Origin of the sequence: Roseburia sp. 1XD42-34, assembly GCF_009917385.1 — a bacterium.
Taxonomy (GTDB): domain Bacteria; phylum Bacillota; class Bacilli; order Bacillales; family Amphibacillaceae; genus Virgibacillus.
This window is the reverse complement of record NZ_QWLJ01000009.1, coordinates 132,783-154,503: the sequence shown is the minus strand read 5'-3', so window position 1 is coordinate 154,503 and position 21,721 is coordinate 132,783. Positions and strand designations below refer to the sequence as shown.

The 21,721-nt window shown below is 37.3% G+C and carries 17 protein-coding genes, 1 riboswitch and 1 other annotated feature; of the genes, 11 read left to right on the top strand and 6 right to left on the bottom strand.

What is annotated here, in order from left to right; genetic code table 11:
* Nucleotides 1-339 precede the first annotated feature (339 nt).
* Nucleotides 340-651, bottom strand: coding sequence for a rhodanese-like domain-containing protein (locus tag D1839_RS07450; RefSeq protein WP_120379275.1), 312 nt, complete (start codon nucleotides 649-651; stop codon nucleotides 340-342).
* A gap of 434 nt (nucleotides 652-1,085) precedes the next feature.
* Between D1839_RS07450 and D1839_RS07445 the strand changes: the two genes are divergently transcribed.
* The 3 genes from D1839_RS07445 (at nucleotide 1,086) to D1839_RS21305 (ending at nucleotide 2,548) form a co-directional block, all read left to right on the top strand.
* Nucleotides 1,086-1,838: a hypothetical protein gene (locus D1839_RS07445; protein ID WP_120379274.1), complete on the top strand. Its 753-nt coding sequence runs from the start codon at nucleotides 1,086-1,088 to the stop codon at nucleotides 1,836-1,838.
* Between the two features lie 71 nt (nucleotides 1,839-1,909).
* Nucleotides 1,910-2,125 carry a hypothetical protein gene (locus D1839_RS07440; protein WP_120379273.1) on the top strand — a complete coding sequence of 72 codons (216 nt, stop codon included), beginning with the start codon at nucleotides 1,910-1,912 and terminating at the stop codon, nucleotides 2,123-2,125.
* Between the two features lie 240 nt (nucleotides 2,126-2,365).
* Entirely contained in the window at nucleotides 2,366-2,548 is a 183-nt protein-coding gene (locus tag D1839_RS21305) for an IS3 family transposase (RefSeq protein WP_120379272.1), read from the top strand.
* An 18-nt stretch (nucleotides 2,549-2,566) separates the two neighbouring features.
* Here the strand turns inward: D1839_RS21305 and leuS are convergent, their stop codons facing one another.
* On the bottom strand, nucleotides 2,567-4,981 hold the full coding sequence (gene leuS / locus D1839_RS07430; protein WP_120379271.1) for a leucine--tRNA ligase: 2,415 nt from the start codon (nucleotides 4,979-4,981) through the stop codon (nucleotides 2,567-2,569).
* 197 nt (nucleotides 4,982-5,178) lie between these two features.
* Nucleotides 5,179-5,396: a binding site (T-box leader), on the bottom strand.
* A gap of 107 nt (nucleotides 5,397-5,503) precedes the next feature.
* On the opposite strand from leuS, the gene D1839_RS07425 reads away from it, so the two are divergent.
* On the top strand, nucleotides 5,504-6,079 hold the full coding sequence (locus D1839_RS07425; RefSeq protein ID WP_120379270.1) for a tRNA (mnm(5)s(2)U34)-methyltransferase: 576 nt from the start codon (nucleotides 5,504-5,506) through the stop codon (nucleotides 6,077-6,079).
* A 759-nt stretch (nucleotides 6,080-6,838) separates the two neighbouring features.
* A complete protein-coding gene (gene adhE, locus D1839_RS07420; protein ID WP_120379269.1) occupies nucleotides 6,839-9,436 on the top strand; it encodes a bifunctional acetaldehyde-CoA/alcohol dehydrogenase in 2,598 nt (865 codons plus the stop codon).
* 117 nt (nucleotides 9,437-9,553) lie between these two features.
* Here adhE and D1839_RS07415 read toward each other — a convergent pair whose 3' ends face one another.
* On the bottom strand, nucleotides 9,554-10,645 hold the full coding sequence (locus tag D1839_RS07415; protein ID WP_199690009.1) for a tetraprenyl-beta-curcumene synthase family protein: 1,092 nt from the start codon (nucleotides 10,643-10,645) through the stop codon (nucleotides 9,554-9,556).
* An 84-nt stretch (nucleotides 10,646-10,729) separates the two neighbouring features.
* On the opposite strand from D1839_RS07415, the gene D1839_RS07410 reads away from it, so the two are divergent.
* Together D1839_RS07410 and D1839_RS07405 are read left to right on the top strand one after the other, a co-directional pair.
* Nucleotides 10,730-11,248: a gamma carbonic anhydrase gene (locus D1839_RS07410; RefSeq protein ID WP_120379267.1), complete on the top strand. Its 519-nt coding sequence runs from the start codon at nucleotides 10,730-10,732 to the stop codon at nucleotides 11,246-11,248.
* A gap of 111 nt (nucleotides 11,249-11,359) precedes the next feature.
* Nucleotides 11,360-12,214, top strand: a complete 855-nt coding sequence (locus tag D1839_RS07405; protein WP_120379266.1) for a C39 family peptidase — start codon at nucleotides 11,360-11,362, stop codon at nucleotides 12,212-12,214.
* A gap of 160 nt (nucleotides 12,215-12,374) precedes the next feature.
* On the opposite strand, the gene asnB is transcribed toward D1839_RS07405, so the two are convergent.
* Nucleotides 12,375-14,273 carry an asparagine synthase (glutamine-hydrolyzing) gene (gene asnB, locus D1839_RS07400; protein WP_120379265.1) on the bottom strand — a complete coding sequence of 633 codons (1,899 nt, stop codon included), beginning with the start codon at nucleotides 14,271-14,273 and terminating at the stop codon, nucleotides 12,375-12,377.
* 482 nt (nucleotides 14,274-14,755) lie between these two features.
* Complete coding sequence (metK, locus tag D1839_RS07395) at nucleotides 14,756-15,961, bottom strand: methionine adenosyltransferase (protein WP_120379264.1); 1,206 nt, start codon at nucleotides 15,959-15,961, stop codon at nucleotides 14,756-14,758.
* Nucleotides 15,962-16,219: 258 nt separating this feature from the next.
* Nucleotides 16,220-16,334: riboswitch (SAM riboswitch) on the bottom strand.
* Nucleotides 16,335-16,568: 234 nt separating this feature from the next.
* Here metK and pckA point away from each other — a divergent pair.
* From pckA to D1839_RS07375, 4 genes are all read left to right on the top strand, one after another.
* Complete coding sequence (gene pckA / locus D1839_RS07390) at nucleotides 16,569-18,155, top strand: phosphoenolpyruvate carboxykinase (ATP) (RefSeq protein WP_120379263.1); 1,587 nt, start codon at nucleotides 16,569-16,571, stop codon at nucleotides 18,153-18,155.
* Between the two features lie 280 nt (nucleotides 18,156-18,435).
* Nucleotides 18,436-19,425 carry an ABC transporter substrate-binding protein gene (locus D1839_RS07385; RefSeq protein WP_120379262.1) on the top strand — a complete coding sequence of 330 codons (990 nt, stop codon included), beginning with the start codon at nucleotides 18,436-18,438 and terminating at the stop codon, nucleotides 19,423-19,425.
* A gap of 12 nt (nucleotides 19,426-19,437) precedes the next feature.
* The gene (locus D1839_RS07380) at nucleotides 19,438-20,229 is read left to right on the top strand and encodes an ABC transporter ATP-binding protein (RefSeq protein ID WP_120379261.1); all 792 of its coding nucleotides are present in this window, start codon (nucleotides 19,438-19,440) and stop codon (nucleotides 20,227-20,229) included.
* A gap of 5 nt (nucleotides 20,230-20,234) precedes the next feature.
* Complete coding sequence (locus D1839_RS07375; RefSeq protein ID WP_120379260.1) at nucleotides 20,235-21,035, top strand: ABC transporter permease; 801 nt, start codon at nucleotides 20,235-20,237, stop codon at nucleotides 21,033-21,035.
* A gap of 195 nt (nucleotides 21,036-21,230) precedes the next feature.
* Here D1839_RS07375 and ytkD read toward each other — a convergent pair whose 3' ends face one another.
* Nucleotides 21,231-21,695 carry an RNA deprotection pyrophosphohydrolase gene (gene ytkD, locus D1839_RS07370; RefSeq protein WP_120379259.1) on the bottom strand — a complete coding sequence of 155 codons (465 nt, stop codon included), beginning with the start codon at nucleotides 21,693-21,695 and terminating at the stop codon, nucleotides 21,231-21,233.
* Nucleotides 21,696-21,721 lie beyond the last annotated feature (26 nt).

Here is a 21,721-nt window from a genome sequence, read left to right as displayed (position 1 = left end):
GTCGATTTTTTATAAGAAAAACAGAGATTGCTTTTCTTGACATACTGGTTGTTTTGTTCAGTTTTCAAAGAGCAAATAAAGCTTCCTTAAATGTTCAACTTGATAATTATAAAACCATTTAATGTGTTTGTCAAACTAATAACCGAGTTGGCTTCCTCATTAGGTTATATCATATGCTTATGTTACTATCCTTAATGAGGATTTTAATTATAACATGTGTAAGTCTAGATGTCAACACATCTTAATCATAAACAGCACACAGTGATTTCCTGCTTGTAACAGTAAAAACTATAGTAAAGGTATACAGAAAAAAAGTCAACCCTTTTCCTTCATTTTTTCTTAACTGATTACTTCTCCCTTCCATTCAAGCATCCCACCAACCATATTGGCTACATTGAAGCCTTGTTCTTGTAAATAAGCCGCTGCTTTTTCACTTCTCCTGCCAGACCGACAAACCATAATATATTGTTTAGTTTTATCTAATTGCTCAGCTTTCTCCGGTATTTGCTGTAAAGGAATATGGGTTATTTCTGGAATCTTGCCTTGTGCCACTTCATCCTCTTCGCGTACATCAATAAGCTCTATTATGCCATCATTTTCTTCTAATTTTTTCTCTACTTCTTCTGGTGTCCATTCTTTTACTCTAACCATTTTCTCACCTCTAGCTTTTCATTTTTAGTACGTGTACTGTGTTTCGGGGTGTACACTCTATGCAAAGTTGTTCGAATTTTCATAGCGGTTCTCATTGTTAAACTGTTCTAATTAATACAACAGAAGCTACAGCATTAAACAGCTTGTTTCATATCTACGTTCCTCCACTGATTGGTAGATAAATGAGTCGACATTTAGAATCTTCGAGCATTTAGAATCTGCTATCTCACACTTAGGCTTGTTGCTACACAGATTATCCTATTCCAGAAGTGGGAGCCTTGCAGCATCTTTGTATACGGGATAAATAGAAACACTTATAGAACTCGTCACCCAACTCACTCTATAACACGTACTTACATAATAAATTTTCAACGGATAACTTTCAACCCTATAACACATTCTAAAGTTAACCAAATAAAAATGGAGAGTGGATGATGAGGCATATCTATACGTTTGTTCTATTCATTATATTGCTATTTCTTTTTCTTTTGCAAAATGTATATGCTGAAGAAACAACAACACCAACGTTAATTCAAACATATCACGCAGATGTTACTGGAGATAACAAACCAGAAACAATCAAATTGTTGGGAACACTGTTTTCTTCTGAATCAGCCTATTATCGAGAAATATGGGCGGAAATTTCTAACGATCAAAATCAATGGCAAATCATGTACCCTGGCGGCTATGATCCGAGTTTGCAATTTGTAGATTTGAATCACGATGGAATAAAGGATATTTTTTACCAAAGCGCTACCGGTGGAAGTGGTGGACTCTATAGTTACCAATTAAACACAATCCTTGACACTGTTCTACAAAAAATACCATTGCCTGAACAGACTTACTTAAGTGGAAGTTTTCAACCACACTTTAAGGTTAACATACAATTAACCGCTACAAGTAAACCAATTAAAGTAGATGTACAAGCTCGAGAAGAGGATTATATCCGACTTGGAATTTATAATAAGGAAGGGAATTTAATCTCTAAAAATAAATCCGTTATGATTGATCCGATCGCTTTCTTTGAACCAATTAAAATTAGTGCAAGTAAAGGATATGGGTTAAAAAGCTATCAACAAATTAGCGGTGCTTACCATGCCGACCAACTTGGAACAGTTGAAACAATATGGTACTTTGAAAATGACAATTGGATTATTATCAAAACAGACTGGGTTCCATCTATTTAAAAAACGCACTTAATTAAGTGTTGCATCTTCCATCTGGTGGATTTCATCCTCCCTCACTGAAAGTTAGATAAATGAAAAGGGACTATTGGAAAGGTAGCGAAAATCGATTAGCTCACCGGTTTAGTACACCTATTCCTCTTCAAAAATTAGTAACTGACATTACGGTATTCAAGTGTCTTGACGAAGAGAAGTTATATGTTAATCCAATTCCGGACCTGTATAACGGAGAAATTATTGCGTATGGAATTATGAAACCTGTAACATTAAATCTTGTCATGGAACCTTAAAAAACCATTGAATTAATTAACAATCATGCAACCTATTGAACAACCAACCATTCCGACTAAAGCTGGCATTATCAGCACAACAATTGGGGAAAGACGTTAAAAGAGAACAAAATTTTTTCAAAGTATGTCACGTAAAGCAACCTGTGCAGACAACTCTTCGATGGAGAATTTCTTTAAGATTTTAAAGCAAGAAATGTATTATGGGAAGAATTAGTAAGCAATGAATAGTTAAAAAGACGAATTGAAGAATATATCGACTACAATCTTAAGCGATTTAAAGAAAAATTGACTGGGGTGAGTTCAGTTCAATACCGAACTCACTCCAGCCCAGTCAGCTGCATAATAAAAACTCTAACTTTATGGGGTCACTTCACTTCATGTGGTTTATTTATTTTAAAAAGTTTTGCAAGGAACTCTTTTTAATAAAGAATGTTATCCTGCTTAATTTGCAACGATATTAACTAGTTTTTCTGGCACAACGATAACTTTACGAACCGTTTTACCAGCAATCAATTCTTTTACTTTTTCATTTTCCAAAGCCACTTTTTCCAATTCTTCCTTTGAAATATCCTTCGAGACAAGAATTTTCGCTCGAACTTTCCCCATTACCTGCAAAACAATCTCCACTTCATCTTCGACCAATTTAGTTTCATCGTAAGTTGGCCATGGTTCATAAGCAATCGTGTTAGGATGTCCTAGTATTTTCCATATTTCTTCAGTTATATGTGGAGCAATTGGTGAGAGCAGCTTTACAAATCCTTCTATATATTCTTTATGGAGAATCTGCGCTTTATAACATTCATTAACAAACACCATCATTTGTGAAATAGCTGTATTAAAATGAAGGTTATCAAAATCCTCGGTCACTTTTTTCACCGTCTCATGATACGTTTTTTCTAGCTTACCGTCATTTTCTTCTACAATTTTATCAGAAAGTTGACCATTTTCATCAACAATAAGCCGCCACACACGATCAAGAAAACGACGTGAGCCATCAAGACCATTTTCCGACCAGGCAACAGAAGCGTCTAAAGGTCCCATAAACATTTCATAAAGCCGTAATGTGTCTGCACCATGAGACTCTAGCACATCATCGGGATTAACGACATTCCCTTTTGACTTACTCATTTTTTCATTGCCTTCTCCAAGAATCATTCCTTGGTTAAATAACTTCATAAACGGTTCTTTGGTTGGAACGGTGCCTATATCATATAAAAACTTATGCCAAAAGCGTGCATATAGTAGATGAAGAACAGCATGCTCAGCGCCGCCAATATATAAATCAACTGGTAACCATCGCTTTAAAGCCTCCGGATCAGCCAACTGGTCACTATTTTTCGGATCAATATAGCGCAAGAAATACCAACAGCTTCCTGCCCATTGTGGCATTGTATTTGTTTCTCTTTTTCCTTTCATACCAGTTTTAGGGTCTACGACATTTACCCACTCTGTACAATTAGCTAAAGGTGATTCTCCAGTACCCGAAGGCTTAATGTTATCCATTTTTGGTAATTCTAATGGCAATGCCTCTTCAGGTACAGTTGTCATCGTACCATCTTCCCAGTGGATAACCGGAATTGGTTCTCCCCAATAGCGCTGTCTAGCGAACAACCAGTCACGAAGGCGGTACGTTACTTTTTTTGTACCTTTTTCACGCTCCTCCAACCAGTCAATTATTTTAGAAATGGCTGCATCTTTACCTAGACCATTCAAAAATTCAGAATTAATGTGTTCCCCGTCACCAGTATAAGCTTCTTTTGAAATATCTCCGCCTGCAACTACTTCAACAATCGGAAGTTCAAACTTGGTAGCAAATTCATAGTCCCTTTCATCATGTGCCGGAACTGCCATAATTGCTCCTGAACCGTAACTCATTAGCACATAATCAGCAATCCAGATTGGCATCTTGTTACCATTTACAGGGTTAATCGCATAGGCACCTGTGAATACGCCTGTTTTTTCCTTTGATAATTCTGTGCGTTCTAAATCAGACTTCGTTTCAATTGCATGGATATAATTATCTACAGCTTCTTTTTGTTTCTCTGATACAATTTTCTTCACCAAAGGATGTTCCGGAGCGAAAACGGCATATGTTGCTCCAAACAATGTATCGGGTCTAGTTGTAAACACCGTAAACTCCTCATTAAAGGAAGCAATTTCAAACCGAACCTCAGCACCTTCAGATCTGCCAATCCAATTACGTTGCATATCCTTTAAGCTCTCAGGCCAATCCAATTCCTCCAAATCCTCTAACAGCCGATCCGCATATGCAGTTATTCGTAACATCCATTGCTTCATCGGCTTGCGGATAACGGGATGACCTCCTCGTTCGCTTTTTCCATCGATAACCTCTTCATTTGCTAATACCGTTCCTAAAGCAGGACACCAATTAACTGGAACTTCATCCATGTATGCAAGACCACGTTCATACAATTTTATAAAAATCCACTGTGTCCACTTATAATAGTCAGGATCTGTTGTGTTAATTTCACGGTCCCAGTCGTAAGAAAACCCTAGTGCTTGGATTTGACGCTTAAACACTGCTATATTCTTCTTGGTAAATTCCGCTGGGCTATTGCCTGTATCAATGGCATATTGTTCAGCTGGAAGCCCAAATGCATCCCATCCCATTGGGTGCAATACTTCATAGCCTTGCATTCGTTTCATTCTGGAAATAATATCAGTAGCTGTATATCCTTCTGGATGACCTACATGCAAACCTGATCCCGATGGATACGGAAACATATCTAGTGCATATATTTTTTCTTTTTCAGAAAACGTATTCGTTTTAAACGTCTTATTCTTCAACCAATACGTTTGCCATTTCTTTTCTATTTGCTGATGATGGAAACTCATGTATTTTCCTCCCTTTATCTTTAACTTAGGCAATTCAGAAATTAGTTCAAGCGATTACCCAGTATTATTATTCAAGCAGAAATATGTTTGGGACGGAGTGAGGCCTCGTGCCTGCTATTCAAATTCATCCTCTATATTCCGCACAGAACTCAAAATTATTACATCATCAAAAAAACATCTCTATCCCTCCTAGTTATAGAAGGGACGAGATGCTATTCCCGCGGTACCACCCAATTTAATGCATGATCTGCATTCGCTTAAAATCCGTAACGTGGATAATACGTCAGAAACTACATAAAAGTTCGCTTCTGCAACAGCTCAAGGCGAGTTCATAAATATTCAGGGACAGTTTCCACCTATCACTGCCTCTCTATACCTGAAGGGATTTATTACTATTCCTAGGCATTGTCGTTATGCTATCCTATTATATCGAATTGTAATGAATTCGTATTGCTTTGTCAAGACAATGTATGACTCAATCTGATAAAATAACAATGAATAAGTCAGTAAAAGGAGATAATCATGTTACACGGAATTTTGCACTATGCCCATTATTTACTAGAATCAACAATCGAAAAGAATGAAACCGTTATTGATGCTACCTGTGGCAATGGAAAGGACACACTGTTTTTAAGCAACGTTGTTGGCGAAAACGGTCATGTACTGGCATTTGATATCCAAGCACAAGCAATCCAAATAACCAAGCAGCTAATGAAAGATCATCAAAAAACGAATGTATCTGTCATTCATGATAGCCATGAAAACTTAGAAAAATACTTACCTACGAAAGAAATGTTAATTGGTGGAGCTGTATTTAATCTTGGCTATTTACCTAAAAGCGACAAATCTATCATAACAAATGCCGCTTCAACCATTTCCGCCATCAACACGATTTTACATTATTTAAAAACAAATGGCCTGATTGTTATCGTCGTCTATTATGGTCATCAAGGAGGTCAAGAAGAAAAGGAAGCTGTATTAAAACATGTGATGCAGTTAAGCCAACGTTCCTATCATGTGTTACAATATCGATTTATTAATCAAAAAAATAATCCGCCCTTCATTATTGCAATTGAAAAAAGAAAACGACGCTATTAAGTTTATAGCTGCTACATCATTAAAACGAAACAAGCCGTATGTAAAGCGTCTCTTCCATCCGGGATTTTCTTTTATCCTTTTCTAAAGGTTAGCTGTGCCACAATGTTATCTGAACTAAAGGTCTAAAAATAGAAACGGGCATTTCACATGCAGTTGGATCCTCCACTTATCTTTCTTGGTTCCACTTCGTAGCATGGAGGTGGAGGAGATCTTCTTGCCATTTACAACAATTTCAAGTAATCCATTAAATTCAATATACATCTTATTTTCTACATTTACTCTTAAAGCTCTCTACTTCTGAAACGCGGAGGGCGTATGAAAATATTTCATAACAATAAAGTGAATCTTCAATCAGTACGGCTTTTCTTTCATCCCCTGCTAAAATTACTTATGACCGAATGGATGACCTTAAACGAATGGAGAATTTATTATTGCTATCCTCCAATAGACTTTAGCTTCCCAAAGTGAAGTTCTTAGACATGTTTAGTATTCACTTCAGACTTGAGCGATTCTCGATATTTTATAAACAAAAGTCTTATTAAACCATAGAAGTAAGGAAAAAGCATCGTCTGTTCACAAAAAATACATAATCCTATTAAACCAATAATGGAAACGTTTGCTTGTTATAGTACAGCGATTACAGACCGAAAAAGATTGCTCAGTATTTCACAAAAGGTGTGGAAATTTATAAAAACACATTATATAATGAAGATGTAAAAAGATTGCTCAGTATTTCACAAACTAAGGAGGAGTCCTATTATGACTGATAAAACAAGAGGAAAAGAAGAGCAAATTGCTACCAAAATTGATCAGTTAGTTTCTCAAGCTGAAGGGGCTTTAGAAGGTTTAAAACAGTTAGATCAGGAAACGATTGATACCATTGTCAAAGAAATGGCCTTAGCTGGACTCGACCAACATATGCCACTAGCAAAACTAGCGATTGAAGAAACCGGACGAGGGGTCTTTGAAGATAAAGCAATCAAAAATATTTTTGCAACCGAATATATTTACCACAATATTAAATATAATAAAACTGTTGGTGTAATTCATGAGGATGAACAAGAAGGAATTGTAGAAATTGCTGAACCTGCTGGAATAATCTGTGGAATAACACCAGTTACAAATCCGACATCTACTACTATGTTTAAATCACTCATTTCGATTAAAACAAGAAACCCGATTATTTTTGCTTTCCATCCTTCTGCTCAAAAATGTAGTAGTCAAGCAGCAAAAGTATTATTAGATGCAGCAATTAAAGCAGGGGCACCGAAAAATTGTATCCAGTGGATTGAATCTCCTTCTGTAGAGGCTACGAAGGGATTAATGAATCATTCCGGGGTCTCGCTTATCTTAGCTACTGGTGGATCTGGTATGGTTAAATCCGCTTATAGTTCTGGAAAACCAGCTCTTGGAGTCGGTCCAGGAAACGTGCCTTGTTATATCGAAAAAACGGCACAAATAAAACGAGCTGTTAATGATTTGATTTTATCCAAAACATTTGATAATGGAATGATCTGTGCTTCTGAACAAGCGGTTATCATTGACCAAGAGATTTATGATACAGTGAAACACGAGCTAGTTGCCAATAATTGTTATTTCTTAACAGAAGAAGAAAGAAAGAAAGTAGAGAAACTCGTTATCAATCCAACTACTTGTGCAGTTAACCCCGATATTGTCGGTAAACCTGCATATGAAATTGCTAAAATGGCTGGAGTGAATGTAGCTAAAAACACCAAAATATTACTAGCAGAAATTGAAGGGGTTGGACCAGAATTTCCATTATCTAGAGAAAAATTAAGTCCTGTACTAGCGTGCTACAAAGTAAACAGTACAGAAGAAGGTTTAAAGCGTGCTGATGAAATGCTTCACTTCGGCGGACTTGGACATTCAGCTGTTATTCATTCTACTGATCAACAGGTTATCGAAACTTTCTCACTCCGTATGAAGGCAGGAAGACTGATCGTAAATTCCCCTTCTTCTCAAGGAGCTATCGGCGATATTTACAATAATCATATGCCTTCTCTTACTTTAGGTTGTGGAACGTATGGAGGAAACTCCGTCTCAACAAACGTCGGAACGATTAATTTAATGAACATCAAAAAAATGGCGCGGAGGAGAAATAATATGCAATGGTTTAAACTACCTCCTAAAATTTATTTCGAAAAAAATGCAATTCAATATTTAGAAAAAATGCCGGACATATCAAAAGCATTTATTGTCACAGATCCTATGATGGTGGAACTTGGTTACGTTGATAAAGCACTTTACTATTTGCGGAAACGTCCTGATTATGTTCATTGTGAAATATTCTCAGATGTCGAAGCTGACCCATCCATTGATACTATCCGTAAGGGTACGGCATTAATGCAACAATTTAAACCTGACGTTATTATTGCTATCGGTGGTGGATCACCAATGGATGCTGCTAAAGCAATGTGGTTATTCTATGAGTATCCAGATGCTGATTTTAATGCCCTAAAACAAAAATTCATGGACATTCGAAAACGTATCGTAAAATATCCGAAATTAGGACGACTTGCTCAATTAGTATGTGTGCCGACTACGTCAGGAACGGGCTCAGAAGTTACATCCTTTACAGTTGTTACCGATAAAGAATCGAATACTAAATACCCATTAGCTGACTACGAAATGACACCAAATGTTGCAATCGTTGATCCACAATTCGTTATGTCTGTTCCAAAGCAAGTAACAGCTGATACTGGTATGGACGTATTAACACATGCCATTGAAGCTTATGTATCCAACTTGGCGAATGATTATACAGATGCACTTGCCATCAAGGCCATCCAATTAGTGTTTCAATATTTGCCGAAAGCATATCACAACGGAAATGATGAGCTAGCTAGAGAAAAAATGCATAATGCATCAACGATAGCGGGAATGGCATTCTCTAATGCGTTCTTAGGAATTAATCACTCATTAGCACATAAACTAGGGGCTGCGTTTGGTATTGCACACGGTAGAGCAAATACAATTTTACTGCCTCATGTCATTCGTTACAATGCGAAAAAACCAGAAAAATTTGCTACCTTCCCTAAATACGCTTATTTTGTTGCTAATGAACGTTATGCAGATATAGCAAAAGCTCTAGGACTTCCAGCAAGAACGGTTGAAGAAGGAGTAGAAAGCCTAGTTCAAGCAATCATTAAGCTTGCGAAAGAACTGAATATCCCAATGAGCATTAAGGATACAGGCGTAAATAAACAAGAATTTGAAGCAAAAGTTGATACACTTGCTGAACTAGCATTTGAAGATCAATGTACTACAGCCAATCCGAAGCTACCTTTAATTGCAGAATTAGCCACAATCTATCGTGACGCGTACAAAGGAATATAACATCCAAGATAAAGTTGAAGATAGTTTTCTTCCTGAACATGTAAAACCAGCGTTTTACAATCCAAATATTTACAGTTTCTAACCTACCCAAGAACAGTAAACTGTACTGAACCGTTGTTACTTATTTGTAACAGCGGTTCTTTGATGGAAAAACTGTTTAAAAAAATAATATACTCTCGTATTACGGTGAAAAAACATAGCAGGCTTTCCAGCAGTTTGAAACAGTAATTGTTTGAAGGGCGTGGAATCATGTATGTGATTTACTTTCCCATCCCCTAAATATAATCCAACCAACCCTTGAACAACCATCTTATGGAAGCTTGGATTAGGTATGGTACCTGCATATATTTTTGCTTGTTCACAAAAATATTGGATTCGTTCATACATAACCGCTTGATTTTTATAATACGAACAGAAATTTAAGTCGGCCTCCTCTTTGTCTTCCTGTTGATCTATATAATAATCCAGTAGGATATGCAACCCTTGTATATAAGGAAAATAAGCTGTGACAATTTCATTTGCTAATTTTCGATGCAACCTCCCAGCCAAACTATACGCCATTAAACAAAAAATTCCTAAAGTTGATCCTGCTGCAGCTGAGAATTCATACCACGCTAATGGATGACAATTTTTCTCTTTTGACCATTTTGTTAAACGCAGTACCCTTTCTTCTTGTTTAACATGTTTATGCACTTGTAAATCACTATACAATCTTGTCAATTGTAAAGCCTGCTCTTGATATGTTGGAATATCATCTAATTTAGCAACGACATCGTTACACGTTTGTACAAGTTGTTGCAAGTAGTCATTATCTCGTTTGTGATGAAAAAACGCATAATAATCTTTCGGCTCTGACCTTGGACAATGGGCATCTACCATAGATGTATGCAACAACGAAAAAGATGACGGATCAAAGGTTGTACTTCGATCACACAAATTATCCAAATAATCGCTGATCGTTTGATAAGCCACAATAAAACGTATACACTCTCTCCACTTAGCGCCTGCTAATAAAGCATACACTGCTCCGCCTTGACAATGAAATCGTTTTTCAGAAATGCTTGCAAGCGCCTGAAAACGCAATTCTTCATCAGGTATTTCATCGGCTCGCTGTTTCCAAAAAGCAAGTTCCTTTCTTACTGCTGGAAAGATCTTTCGATAAACTGTTATCATTAAAGAGATAGGTGTGCTTGGTACTAGATTACTCAACATGCTGCCTCCGTTCCATTTTCAAACATTCTTATCATGTTTGGTTCCATTACTATTATCATCATATTTTTTAGGAGGATTCAAATGATACAGTCTTATAAAGGAATATATCCAACGATTCATGATTCTGCATTTATCGCAGATGATGCAAGCATTATCGGTGATGTCACCATCGGTAAACAATCCAGCATATGGTTCAAGACAGTCATTCGTGGAGATGTGGCCCCTGTCATGATTGGAGAGCGGATTAGTATCCAAGACTTATCTGTTCTGCACCAAAGCCCTGGCATCCCGTTAGTTATCGAAAACGATGTCACAGTCGGACATCAGGCAACATTACATTCTACATATATACGTAAACATGCTTTAATTGGGATGGGTTCTATTTTGCTAGATGATTCTGAAATCGGGGAGTATGCCTTTATCGGCGCTGGAAGTCTTGTACCACCCGGAAAAAAGATCCCTCCATATACATTAGCACTAGGCAGTCCAGCAAAAGTTGTCAGAGAGCTGACAGAGGACGACTTGACGGAAATGCACCGCATTTGTCAATCATACGTCGAAAAAGGAACTATCTACAAACAACAACAACTGGATAAGTAATATTGGCAAAAAAATTGAACTTTAGTCAAATAAAGCCGATATATATATAAAGGGGTCTTCTTAAAATAGCACGGTTGAAGATTTACTTTAACGCACAGGGAGATTGAAAAGATGAACATTATTTTATTTAGTGTTTGTTGTATGCTGGCTACTGTATTGTTCTATATTAGTTCCAAGCAAAAAATAGCTTGGGTAAAAAAATCCTTTATCACATACGGTTTTATTTTTTCCATCACTGCTATTTCTGTGTTAACTCTTTTTGTCATGGAACATAAAGTGGCTTTCAAACAGTTGATCCAATATACTATCCCGATCCACGAAGACAATAAGTTATCACCAGAAGAGAGAAAACTATCAAAACACACCATTCAAAAAAAAGTCAACATGGATGTTCCTAAAATAGAGCAGCTGCCAGAATTACCGAGAGGATGTGAAGTAACAAGCTTATCTATGCTCTTAAGGCATAATGATATCCGTATCGATAAAATGGACCTAGCGCAGCAAGTAAAAAAAGATCCCACGCCTTATACGAAAAAAGACGGTGAGATATTTTTCGGTAATCCGTATCGTGGGTTTGTAGGTGATATGTATTCATTTGACACACCGGGTATGGGCGTTTATCATAAGCCAATCGCTGCATTAGCTAAACGTTATGCAGGCGATCGTGTAAAAGATTTAACCGGAAATGACTTTAAAACAATCATTACAGAATTAAATCATGAGCGACCTGTATGGGTAATTATCAATACAACTTACGATAAACTTCCAGAAAGCCAATTTACCACTTGGAATACAAAGGACGGAAAAATCGAAATTACGATGAAGCAACACTCCGTATTGATTACAGGTTATGATGAAAACTATATTTATTTTAATGATCCATTAAACTTTGCAGAGAAAGCACCTATCGATGAGTTTCAAGCTGCTTGGGAACAAATGGGAAAACAGGCGATCACCATTGATTAAGAGGTGATCGCCTGTTTTTCACAGAGTCATAATAACTTTGAAATCGTAACTTTTTCCATTGCATAGACAATGTATTACTTCACTATCCCATTAAGTTTAGCTAGAAAGGTAAAGCAAATATGCAGTTTTACTTGTCAGCTTTCCTATCTAAGGCTACACATTAAGAATGGATTAATTCTGCTTCGCTTTCATTTAGATCAGAAACAGTCATTTTTTTTTCAACAAAGTTTTGGTGCCATAGCATGAACATAAGCACCGTCCATATTTTTCTGCTATAATCCCCTTTTCCTTGGCAGTGAGCTTCTAGCAGTTCAAGTATATAGTTCTTGTGTAATAAATGGTCAGTCTCACTTTCATGAATCAGTTGTTTTGCCCATTCATTTAGCTCATTTTTAAGCCAATGACGAATAGGTACTGGAAAACCTAATTTTTTTCGGTCTAGCACATGATCTGGAATGATTCCACGTGAAGCCTCACGCAACAGGCTCTTCGTAGTACCGTTAGCTATTTTCAAATCAACTGGAATTTCATTTGCGACACGAAATACTTCCTTATCCAAGAATGGCACTCGTAACTCAAGAGAATGTGCCATCGTAACACGGTCTGCTTTTAATAAAATATCTCCACGCATCCAAGTATGAATGTCTACATATTGCATTTGGTTCACGTACGGATAGTCTTTTACCTGGTCAAATAATTTGCCTGTTATTTGCTGGTAAGATAATTGGTCATTATACGTTTTTAAAAGCTTTCTCTTTTCGTTTTCTTCAAACATCTTTGCATTTCCAATATACCGTTCACGTAACGGCGTTGTTCCACGATCTAGAAAGCTTTTTCCTTTTACTCCTTCAGGTAATATAGCGGAAATGCGTTTCAGCATTTCTTTCACAGGTAAAGGAAGCTTATCGAACATTTTCAATGAGCCAGGCTCTCGATAAATATTGTAGCCCCCAAACAATTCATCAGACCCTTCTCCAGACAGCACAACTGTTACATGCTTTCTTGCTTCTCTGGAAACAAAATATAATGGAACGCAGGATGGATCAGCTAATGGATCATCCATATGCCACATAATTTTTGGTAAGTTGTCTACATATTCTTCCGGTGAAATCATGTAGGAAATGTTTTCCACATTCAGCTTATCTGCTGTTTCCTTAGCTACATCGACTTCTGAATAACCATCGCGTTCAAAACCAACTGAAAATGTTTTAATAGCTGGATTAAATTCTTTCGCTATGGATACGATTAACGTTGAATCAATACCCCCAGATAGGAATGACCCAACTGGAACGTCACTACGCATATGCACGTTAACAGAATCATACATGACATCTTGAATTTTTTGAATCCAATCTTGCTTTTCTCGAAGCACAGGATGAAATGTAGCATGCCAATAACGTGTAAATTGAATAGGTTGTCCAGGTTTCTTAATGAAATAATGGCCTGGCTCTACTTTTTTAATGCCAGCAGTCATTGTCATTGGTTCCGGCACGTATTGAAAACTTAAATAATGCTGCAGCGCAGCTTGATCTACTTCTTCTTGTTCCATCATTAAGGTAATACTTTTTTTCTCTGATGCAAATGACGTCCCAAAGGAATTTGCATGATAAAAAAGCGGCTTAATACCAAAAGGATCGCGGGCACCGTATAATTGCTCTGTTTCTTTATCCCAAATAAGAATCGAGAACATACCCCTTAAATATTGAAAGGCATTCTCCTTATGTTTGGAAAAAAGTGCAGCTATAACCTCTGTATCTGAGTCTGTCTGGAATTCGTAGCCTTCTTCAAGAAGTTTTTCACGTAATTCGATATAATTATAAATCTCTCCATTAAAAACGAGCCAGATTTGTTCATTGTTATAGCTTAATGGCTGTGAACCACTTTCAATATCAATAATACTTAATCGGCGAAATCCGAATGAAATATAGGAATCAAAATAATAACCCTCATCATCTGGCCCCCGATGAGTGATCAAATTATTTTGCTTTTTAAACAATTCAATTTCTTGTTCTGTTCGTTCGACTGGATTATCAAATATCATTCCGATAAAACCACACATTGCTGTCTACCTTCTCTCATTAATAATAGTAACGTGGCGTAAGATTATTTTTCAATATTATCATACCACATTATTCGCTAGTAAAAAACTTCCAAATAAAGCGTATTTTATAGGATAATAAATTCTCCAATATATAATTCTTGTCTGTTGATGTACATATGACCGTCTGTAATGACCATTTTTTGCAGAGACCTGTATGGCATCAGATGTGAGTAAAGATACCATAACCGTACCATATATTCAATTGTTCTCATTAAAAACGGTAAAAAATTCAATGATGCCTTTGTTTTTTTCGATCATTTAGTTACTCCCAAATTCTGTACCACAAATAATTAAAACTCACTCTACTTATGTAAACCACATTACTCCTATTATATATAAAATTTACCCATTTAACCAAATTAGCACCTTGTCTTGTCACCGAAAAAAAGCATGATTTCTCTATCTCCATCAAAAGAAAAATCATGCTCTCGCTCTCATCATTATTGCTGCTCTTTTACTAGTGCTACCAATTCTTCCACTTTATCTGTCTTTTCCCATGGGAATAAAACGTCCGTACGACCAAAATGTCCATATGCCGCTGTATTTCTAAAAATAGGCTTTTGTAAATCAAGCATACGAATAATGCCAGCCGGACGAAGGTCGAATAGCTTTCGTACAGCTTGGACCAATTCATTCTCGTTTACAACTCCGGTTCCAAATGTATCGATAGCAATCGATACTGGTTCTGCTACACCAATCGCATACGCAAGTTGAACTTCACATGTTTTTGCTAACTTAGCGGCAACGATATTTTTTGCTACATATCTAGCTGCATAAGCAGCAGAACGATCCACTTTCGTCGCATCCTTACCACTAAATGCACCACCGCCATGACGTGCATAACCACCATAAGTGTCAACAATAATCTTTCTTCCGGTTAAGCCTGCATCGCCTTGTGGACCCCCAATCACAAATCGTCCAGTTGGGTTGATAAAATATTTCGTTGCTTCATCTAATAAATGTGCTGGCACAACAGGAATAATAACATGCTCCATTAAATCTTTTTCAATTTGTTCTATCGTTATATCTTGATGATGTTGTGTCGAAATTACGATTGTATCAATTCGAATAGGCTGGTCATCTTCTCCATATTCTACAGTTACTTGCGTCTTTCCGTCCGGTCTTAAGTAATCCAAGGTATGGTCTTTACGGACATCTGCCAACCGCTTGGCTAATTGGTGCGCTAGAGAAATTGGCAATGGCATTAATTCTTCTGTTTCGTCACAGGCAAACCCAAACATTAATCCTTGGTCACCAGCACCAATAGCATCAATTTCTTCCTCGCTCATTTGCCCCTGTCTTGCCTCCCAAGCAGTATCTACACCCCCTGCTATATCCGGAGACTGCTCGTCAATCGCTGTTAATACTGCGCAGGTTTTGGCGTCGAATCCAAACTTTGCTCGTGTATAACCAATATCCTCAATGGTTTTTCGAACGATTGCAGGTATATCTACATATGTACTGGTCGATATTTCCCCTGCTACCAATACTAGTCCTGTTGTAACAGTTGTCTCACAGGCAACTCGAGCATAGGGATCAGATTGTAATATTTCATCAAGGATAGCATCGGAAATTTGATCCGATATTTTATCAGGATGACCTTCTGTTACACTTTCAGAAGTAAATAAACGTCGATTCGTAGCCATATTGCTACTTCCTCCTTTTAAAGTCGGTTACGGAACTCTATATAAACAAGATGCACCTTTCATTTTAGGGAATATTATGAAGTCCATACTTTACTTGTCCAAACCAACCACTCCTATGAATGGTAATTAGAATTTATGGTTATGAACAGCAGTATTTATACCATTCCAAAACATCTCAACCGGTAGCATTCTATCCATTTTAACACAAAAAAATCCCTTCCTGCTTATCATGGAGGAAAGGGAATAGCGGACCTTTCGCTCTTATTGTTCAAGGTGACCTACTTACCTTGCATCAAGTTAGCACCTTTTCACATGAAATGTGATGGTTGCTGGGCTTCCTCGGGTCTGTCCCTCCACCGACTCTGAATAAGAGAACCGTTCGAATTTTAGCTTACCGAAAGAACTCCTTTATGTCAACTAATTTCCCCGTATTTCTATATGGTTTTTTCACACATTATAATGAAGAGATAATTTTTTTAATTTCATTGATATTTAGTATGGACTATTTAAGTAAATGTGTTATACTAATAAATATATTGAGCATATCACAATCGTTCTTAATCGTTGAACGTGAATAAATTTGAATTAAAAGGCAGGTATTTTTAAAATGAAAACGGTAGAAAAGTGTTATGTAACCGAATTATATTCTCACCCTTATTTATTATCGAATTTATCGGTACCGCAGCTTGTTGAAAAAATCTTGGCTAGAAAAGAAGGTAAGTTATCAGCTACAGGTGCCGTTCAAGCTGAAACAGGTGCCTACACAGGTCGCTCACCAAAAGATAAGTTTATTGTAAAAGACGAAATCAGCGAAAACTATGTTAACTGGGGCACAGTGAACCGTTCCATTGATGAAGCGACTTTCAATAAACTTTACCAAAAAGTCGTTCAATATTTAAAAAACAAATCCGAGATCTTTCAATTTAGAGGATATGCTGGAGCAGATCATGAATACCGCCTTCCTCTTCAAGTGATCAATGAATATGCGTGGCATAATCTATTTGCCAGACAGTTGTTTATCACACCTAAAGAAGAAGAGTTAAAAGCGCATCAGCCGGAGTTTACCGTTTTGTCTGCACCTACATTCAAAGCCAATCCTAAAGTGGACGGTACCAACTCAGAAGCATTTATTCTTGTATCGTTTAAACAACGTATCGTATTAATAGGTGGAACTGAGTATGCCGGCGAAATTAAAAAATCTATTTTTTCCGTGATGAATTATTTGCTCCCTCAACGCAATGTATTATCTATGCATTGTTCCGCTAATGTTGGTAAAGAAGGCGATGTTGCTTTGTTCTTTGGCTTATCAGGAACAGGTAAAACAACATTATCAGCTGATCCGTATCGTCGTTTAATTGGCGATGACGAGCATGGCTGGGGACCTAATGGCGTGTTTAATATTGAAGGTGGTTGTTATGCTAAATGCATTAACTTATCGCAAGAAAAAGAACCGCAAATTTACGATGCCATTAAATTTGGAGCAGTATTGGAAAATGTCGTGTTAGATAACCAAACAAGAGTTCCTGACTTCGATGACACTAGTTTAACAGAAAACACTCGCGCAGCATATCCGTTAGAAAACATAGATAACATCGCCGTACCAAGTATCGCTGGACACCCAAGCACCATTATTTTTCTTACGGCCGATGCTTCAGGAACGTTGCCTCCTATTAGTAAATTGACGAAAGAACAGGCGATGTATCATTTTCTAAGCGGATATACAAGTAAGCTAGCAGGAACAGAACGAGGTGTAACCGAACCACAAGCAACATTTTCAGCTTGTTTCGGTTCTCCATTCCTTCCGTTAGCACCGTCCAAATACGCTGCCATGCTTGGTGAAAAGATTGACGCTTATCAATCAAATGTGTTTCTTGTAAACACCGGGTGGACGGGAGGAGCCTATGGTATTGGAAAACGCATGAAGCTTTCGTATACTCGCGCTATGATTCACGCTGCATTAGAAGGCGAATTACATGGCGTAGAGACAACAAAGGATAAAATATTCGGATTAGAAATTCCGATGCATGTACCTGGAGTGCCGGATGAAGTATTAATTCCGGAAAACACGTGGCTCGATAAGGCCGCTTATGAACAAACAGCAAAACAGCTTGCGATGGAATTCCATGAGAATTTTAAGCATTTCACAGAAGCTCGTGAAGATATCGCCAATGCTGGCCCTATTTATAAGGGTTAATCATTGTTTCCTCATCCCAAAAGGAATTTTATATAAAATTACGATTTTGCAGTTACTGCTGCGGGTCGACCTCCATTTCGCGAGGTCGATTTTTTTGCTTGGGCTTACAGAGATGCTCAAGCGCGTCCCTCAAGCTCTTACTAAAATCGGCCCTAACACTCACCTACTCTATCCCCTAGTTTTTCATTTTATAAAACATCCAATATATAGGCATTCACACATTTTTAAATACAATCATAAACTGTTTTGACAAACTAACTCAATGAAAGGGGCAAATAGGATGAAGAAAATTCTATTTTTCCTATTCTTCAGTAGCATACTATTGATTTTAACAGGTTGTAATAATACGTATTCAAAAAAGACCATTCAATTAGCTGAAGTGACCCGCTCCATTTTTTATGCTCCGCAATACGTGGCTTTGGAAAAAGGTTTTTTTGAAGAGGAAGGATTAGACGTCGAATTGCAAACTACATGGGGTGGAGATAAAACAATGACTTCGCTTTTATCAGATGGAGCCGATATCGCGTTAGTGGGGGCGGAAACATCCATTTATGTTTACGCTCAGGACTCGAAAGATATTGCTATTAACTTCGCTCAGCTCACACAAACAGATGGTACCTTCTTAGTTGCAAAAGAAGAAAAACCTAATTTTGATTGGAATGATTTAAAAGGTACAACCTTTTTAGGACAGCGTAAAGGTGGCATGCCACAAATGGTTGGTGAATATGTACTTAAACAAAACGGAATTGATCCGCATGAAGATTTAAATTTACAGCAAAATATTGAGTTTGCCAACATTCCTAGTGCATTTGTGTCTAGCGATGCAGAATACGTCCAGTTATTCGAGCCAACTGCCAGTACATTTGAAAAAGAAGGAAAAGGGCATATTATTGCTTCATTTGGAGAAGAATCTGGAACTGTTCCATATACCGTATATATGGCAAAGCAAACGTATATGGATGAACACAAAACAGAATTGAAAAAATTTACAAAAGCGATTTATCGGGCCCAACAATGGGTTGCAGAACATTCTGCTCAGGAAATCGCAAAAACCATCCAACCTTATTTTGAAGATACGGATGTAGCTATGCTCACTTCCTCTATTGAACGTTATAAAAACCAAGGATCATTCGCTACCGACCCGATGTTAAAAGAAGACGCATGGAACAATTTGAAAACCATTATGGAAGCAGCTGGAGAATTGCCGGAAGATGTAGCATACGAGGACTTAGTAAATCCAACGTTTGCAAAGGATGTATTACAGAACTAAGGAGAGTGCGTGATGTCATTTTTAACATTAGAAAAAGTTACCCATTACTACTTTTCTAAGCAACGTGTTACAAAAGCGTTAAAGGATATTTCAGTTTCCATCCATGAAGGGGAGTTTATCGCTTTGTTAGGACCTAGTGGTTGTGGAAAGTCAACGATTCTATCCATCATGGCAGGAATCATTTCTCCAACAGAAGGGAAAGTCAAATTACAGCAAAAAGCAATCCATGCTCCTTCCTCGGAAATCGGTTATATGTTACAGCAAGACTATTTGTTTCCTTGGAAAAGCATTTTAGAAAACATCCTTTTAGGACCAAAAATTAACCAAACGCTTTCTAAAGAAATGAAAGAGAAAGGTTTGTCTCTGCTGCAAGAAGTGGGGCTAGAACATGTAGGTTCCGCTTACCCTGATGCTCTATCAGGTGGTATGCGGCAACGAGCTGCACTGGTTCGAACTTTGATTAACGATCCGAAAATATTATTGTTTGATGAACCTTTTTCGGCTTTAGATTACCAAACGAAATTAAAACTAGAAGAATTGGTTTCCGGCTTACTAAAAACGTATCATAAAACAACGGTACTCGTTACCCATGATATTGGAGAAGCAATCGCAATGAGTGATCGCATCTTTGTGATGGATAGTAATCCGGGCACCATATCCAAAGTATTTGAAGTTCCTATCGAATTACGTAATGAGCAGCCACTGTTAGCAAGAAGACACCCCAAATATCAACTATTATTTGATAAAGTTTGGGAAGAATTGGACACGAAAGAAACAGTCTCATCATTAGGAGGAGGTATATAATCCAGATGAAACAAACAAAAGACGATGATCGATTATTCCAACACTATTTAACCTCTGTCCGAAAAGAGAAAAAACGAGTGATTATTTGGCAGGTTTTAATCCTAATCAGTTTTATTTTGATTTGGGAAGTGGCAAGTCGCCTGTATTGGGTTGACCCATTGTTATTTAGTTCTCCGACAACGATATATCAGGTTATTGCAGAAAAACTTCAAGATGGATCATTACTCAAGCATATGCAGATCACTTTATTAGAAACGGTAGCTGGTTTTTTAATTGGAACGATTGCAGGTATATTTCTTGCTGTTTCGTTGTGGTTCTCTAAACGCTTATCCAATATATTAGATCCTTATCTTGTTATTTTAAATGCGATGCCTAAAGTAGCCTTGGGCCCAATTATTATTGTTGCACTTGGTCCTGGGTACGTGTCCATTATCGCAATGGGAGCGATTATCTCAGTTATCATTACTACATTGGTCGTGTATGCAGCGTTTAATGAAGTTGACCCCAATTATGCAAAAGTATTGAAAAGTTTCGGTGCCACTAAACGCCAAGTGTTTCAGCACGCTGTTTTCCCTGCAACGATGCCCACAATGATTTCTACTTTGAAGGTAAATGTTGGACTGTCATGGGTTGGTGTTATTGTTGGAGAATTCCTCGTTTCAAAACAAGGATTAGGCTATTTAATTATTTACGGTTTCCAAGTATTTGATTTTTCTCTTGTCATGATGAGCCTAGTGCTAATAGCTCTTTTTGCAGCTGTTATGTATAAGCTTGTAGAGCGAATAGAGAACTGGTTAATTAAATAGAGGATTATATCGTTTTTTAAAAGAACCTATGTCGTAGAAAGAATTTCCACTACGGCATAGGTTCAAATTTAGGTAAGTCGTTAAGCTTGAATTCAGCACATTTTTCCTTAGCTTCGATCGGCACCATTTAAGTATTCCATTAGTGCACAACAATAACTTATTTAATGTTCGCAGCTATTCTCTAGTATGCGTTCATCATAATCGTTTTAAATGTGATAAACAATATTTCAGTACCCCATCTTTCATCATAAAACTAAATTCTTCTCGGTGCTCTATATCGCTAGGAAGAGTTTCTAATAAAACGGGACCATTTGTTTCATAATAGGTTGCTTGTTTTTCTAATGAGGACACGGTTGCAAAATAAACATTTTTAATTACATTTTCCGATTTCCCAGAGACGAAATACTGACCAATATAGTTTATTTGTTTAACAATTCCTCCTGTTTCTTCTTTCACTTCCCTAATAGCGGCTTCTTTGGCACTCTCCCCTTTTTCCACTTTTCCACCAGGGAATTCGATCCCCCGCTCCTTATGTTCAGTTAATAACCATTTATCTTTATAAATACATATGACCCAAACATGCAACGGATGCTCTGAAAAGGGCTGATCTTCAAAGGACAACTTCACTTTATTCTTGTAATAATCTTTAAATGTAAACATCTTGTCTTCAACGCCTTTTCTAATAC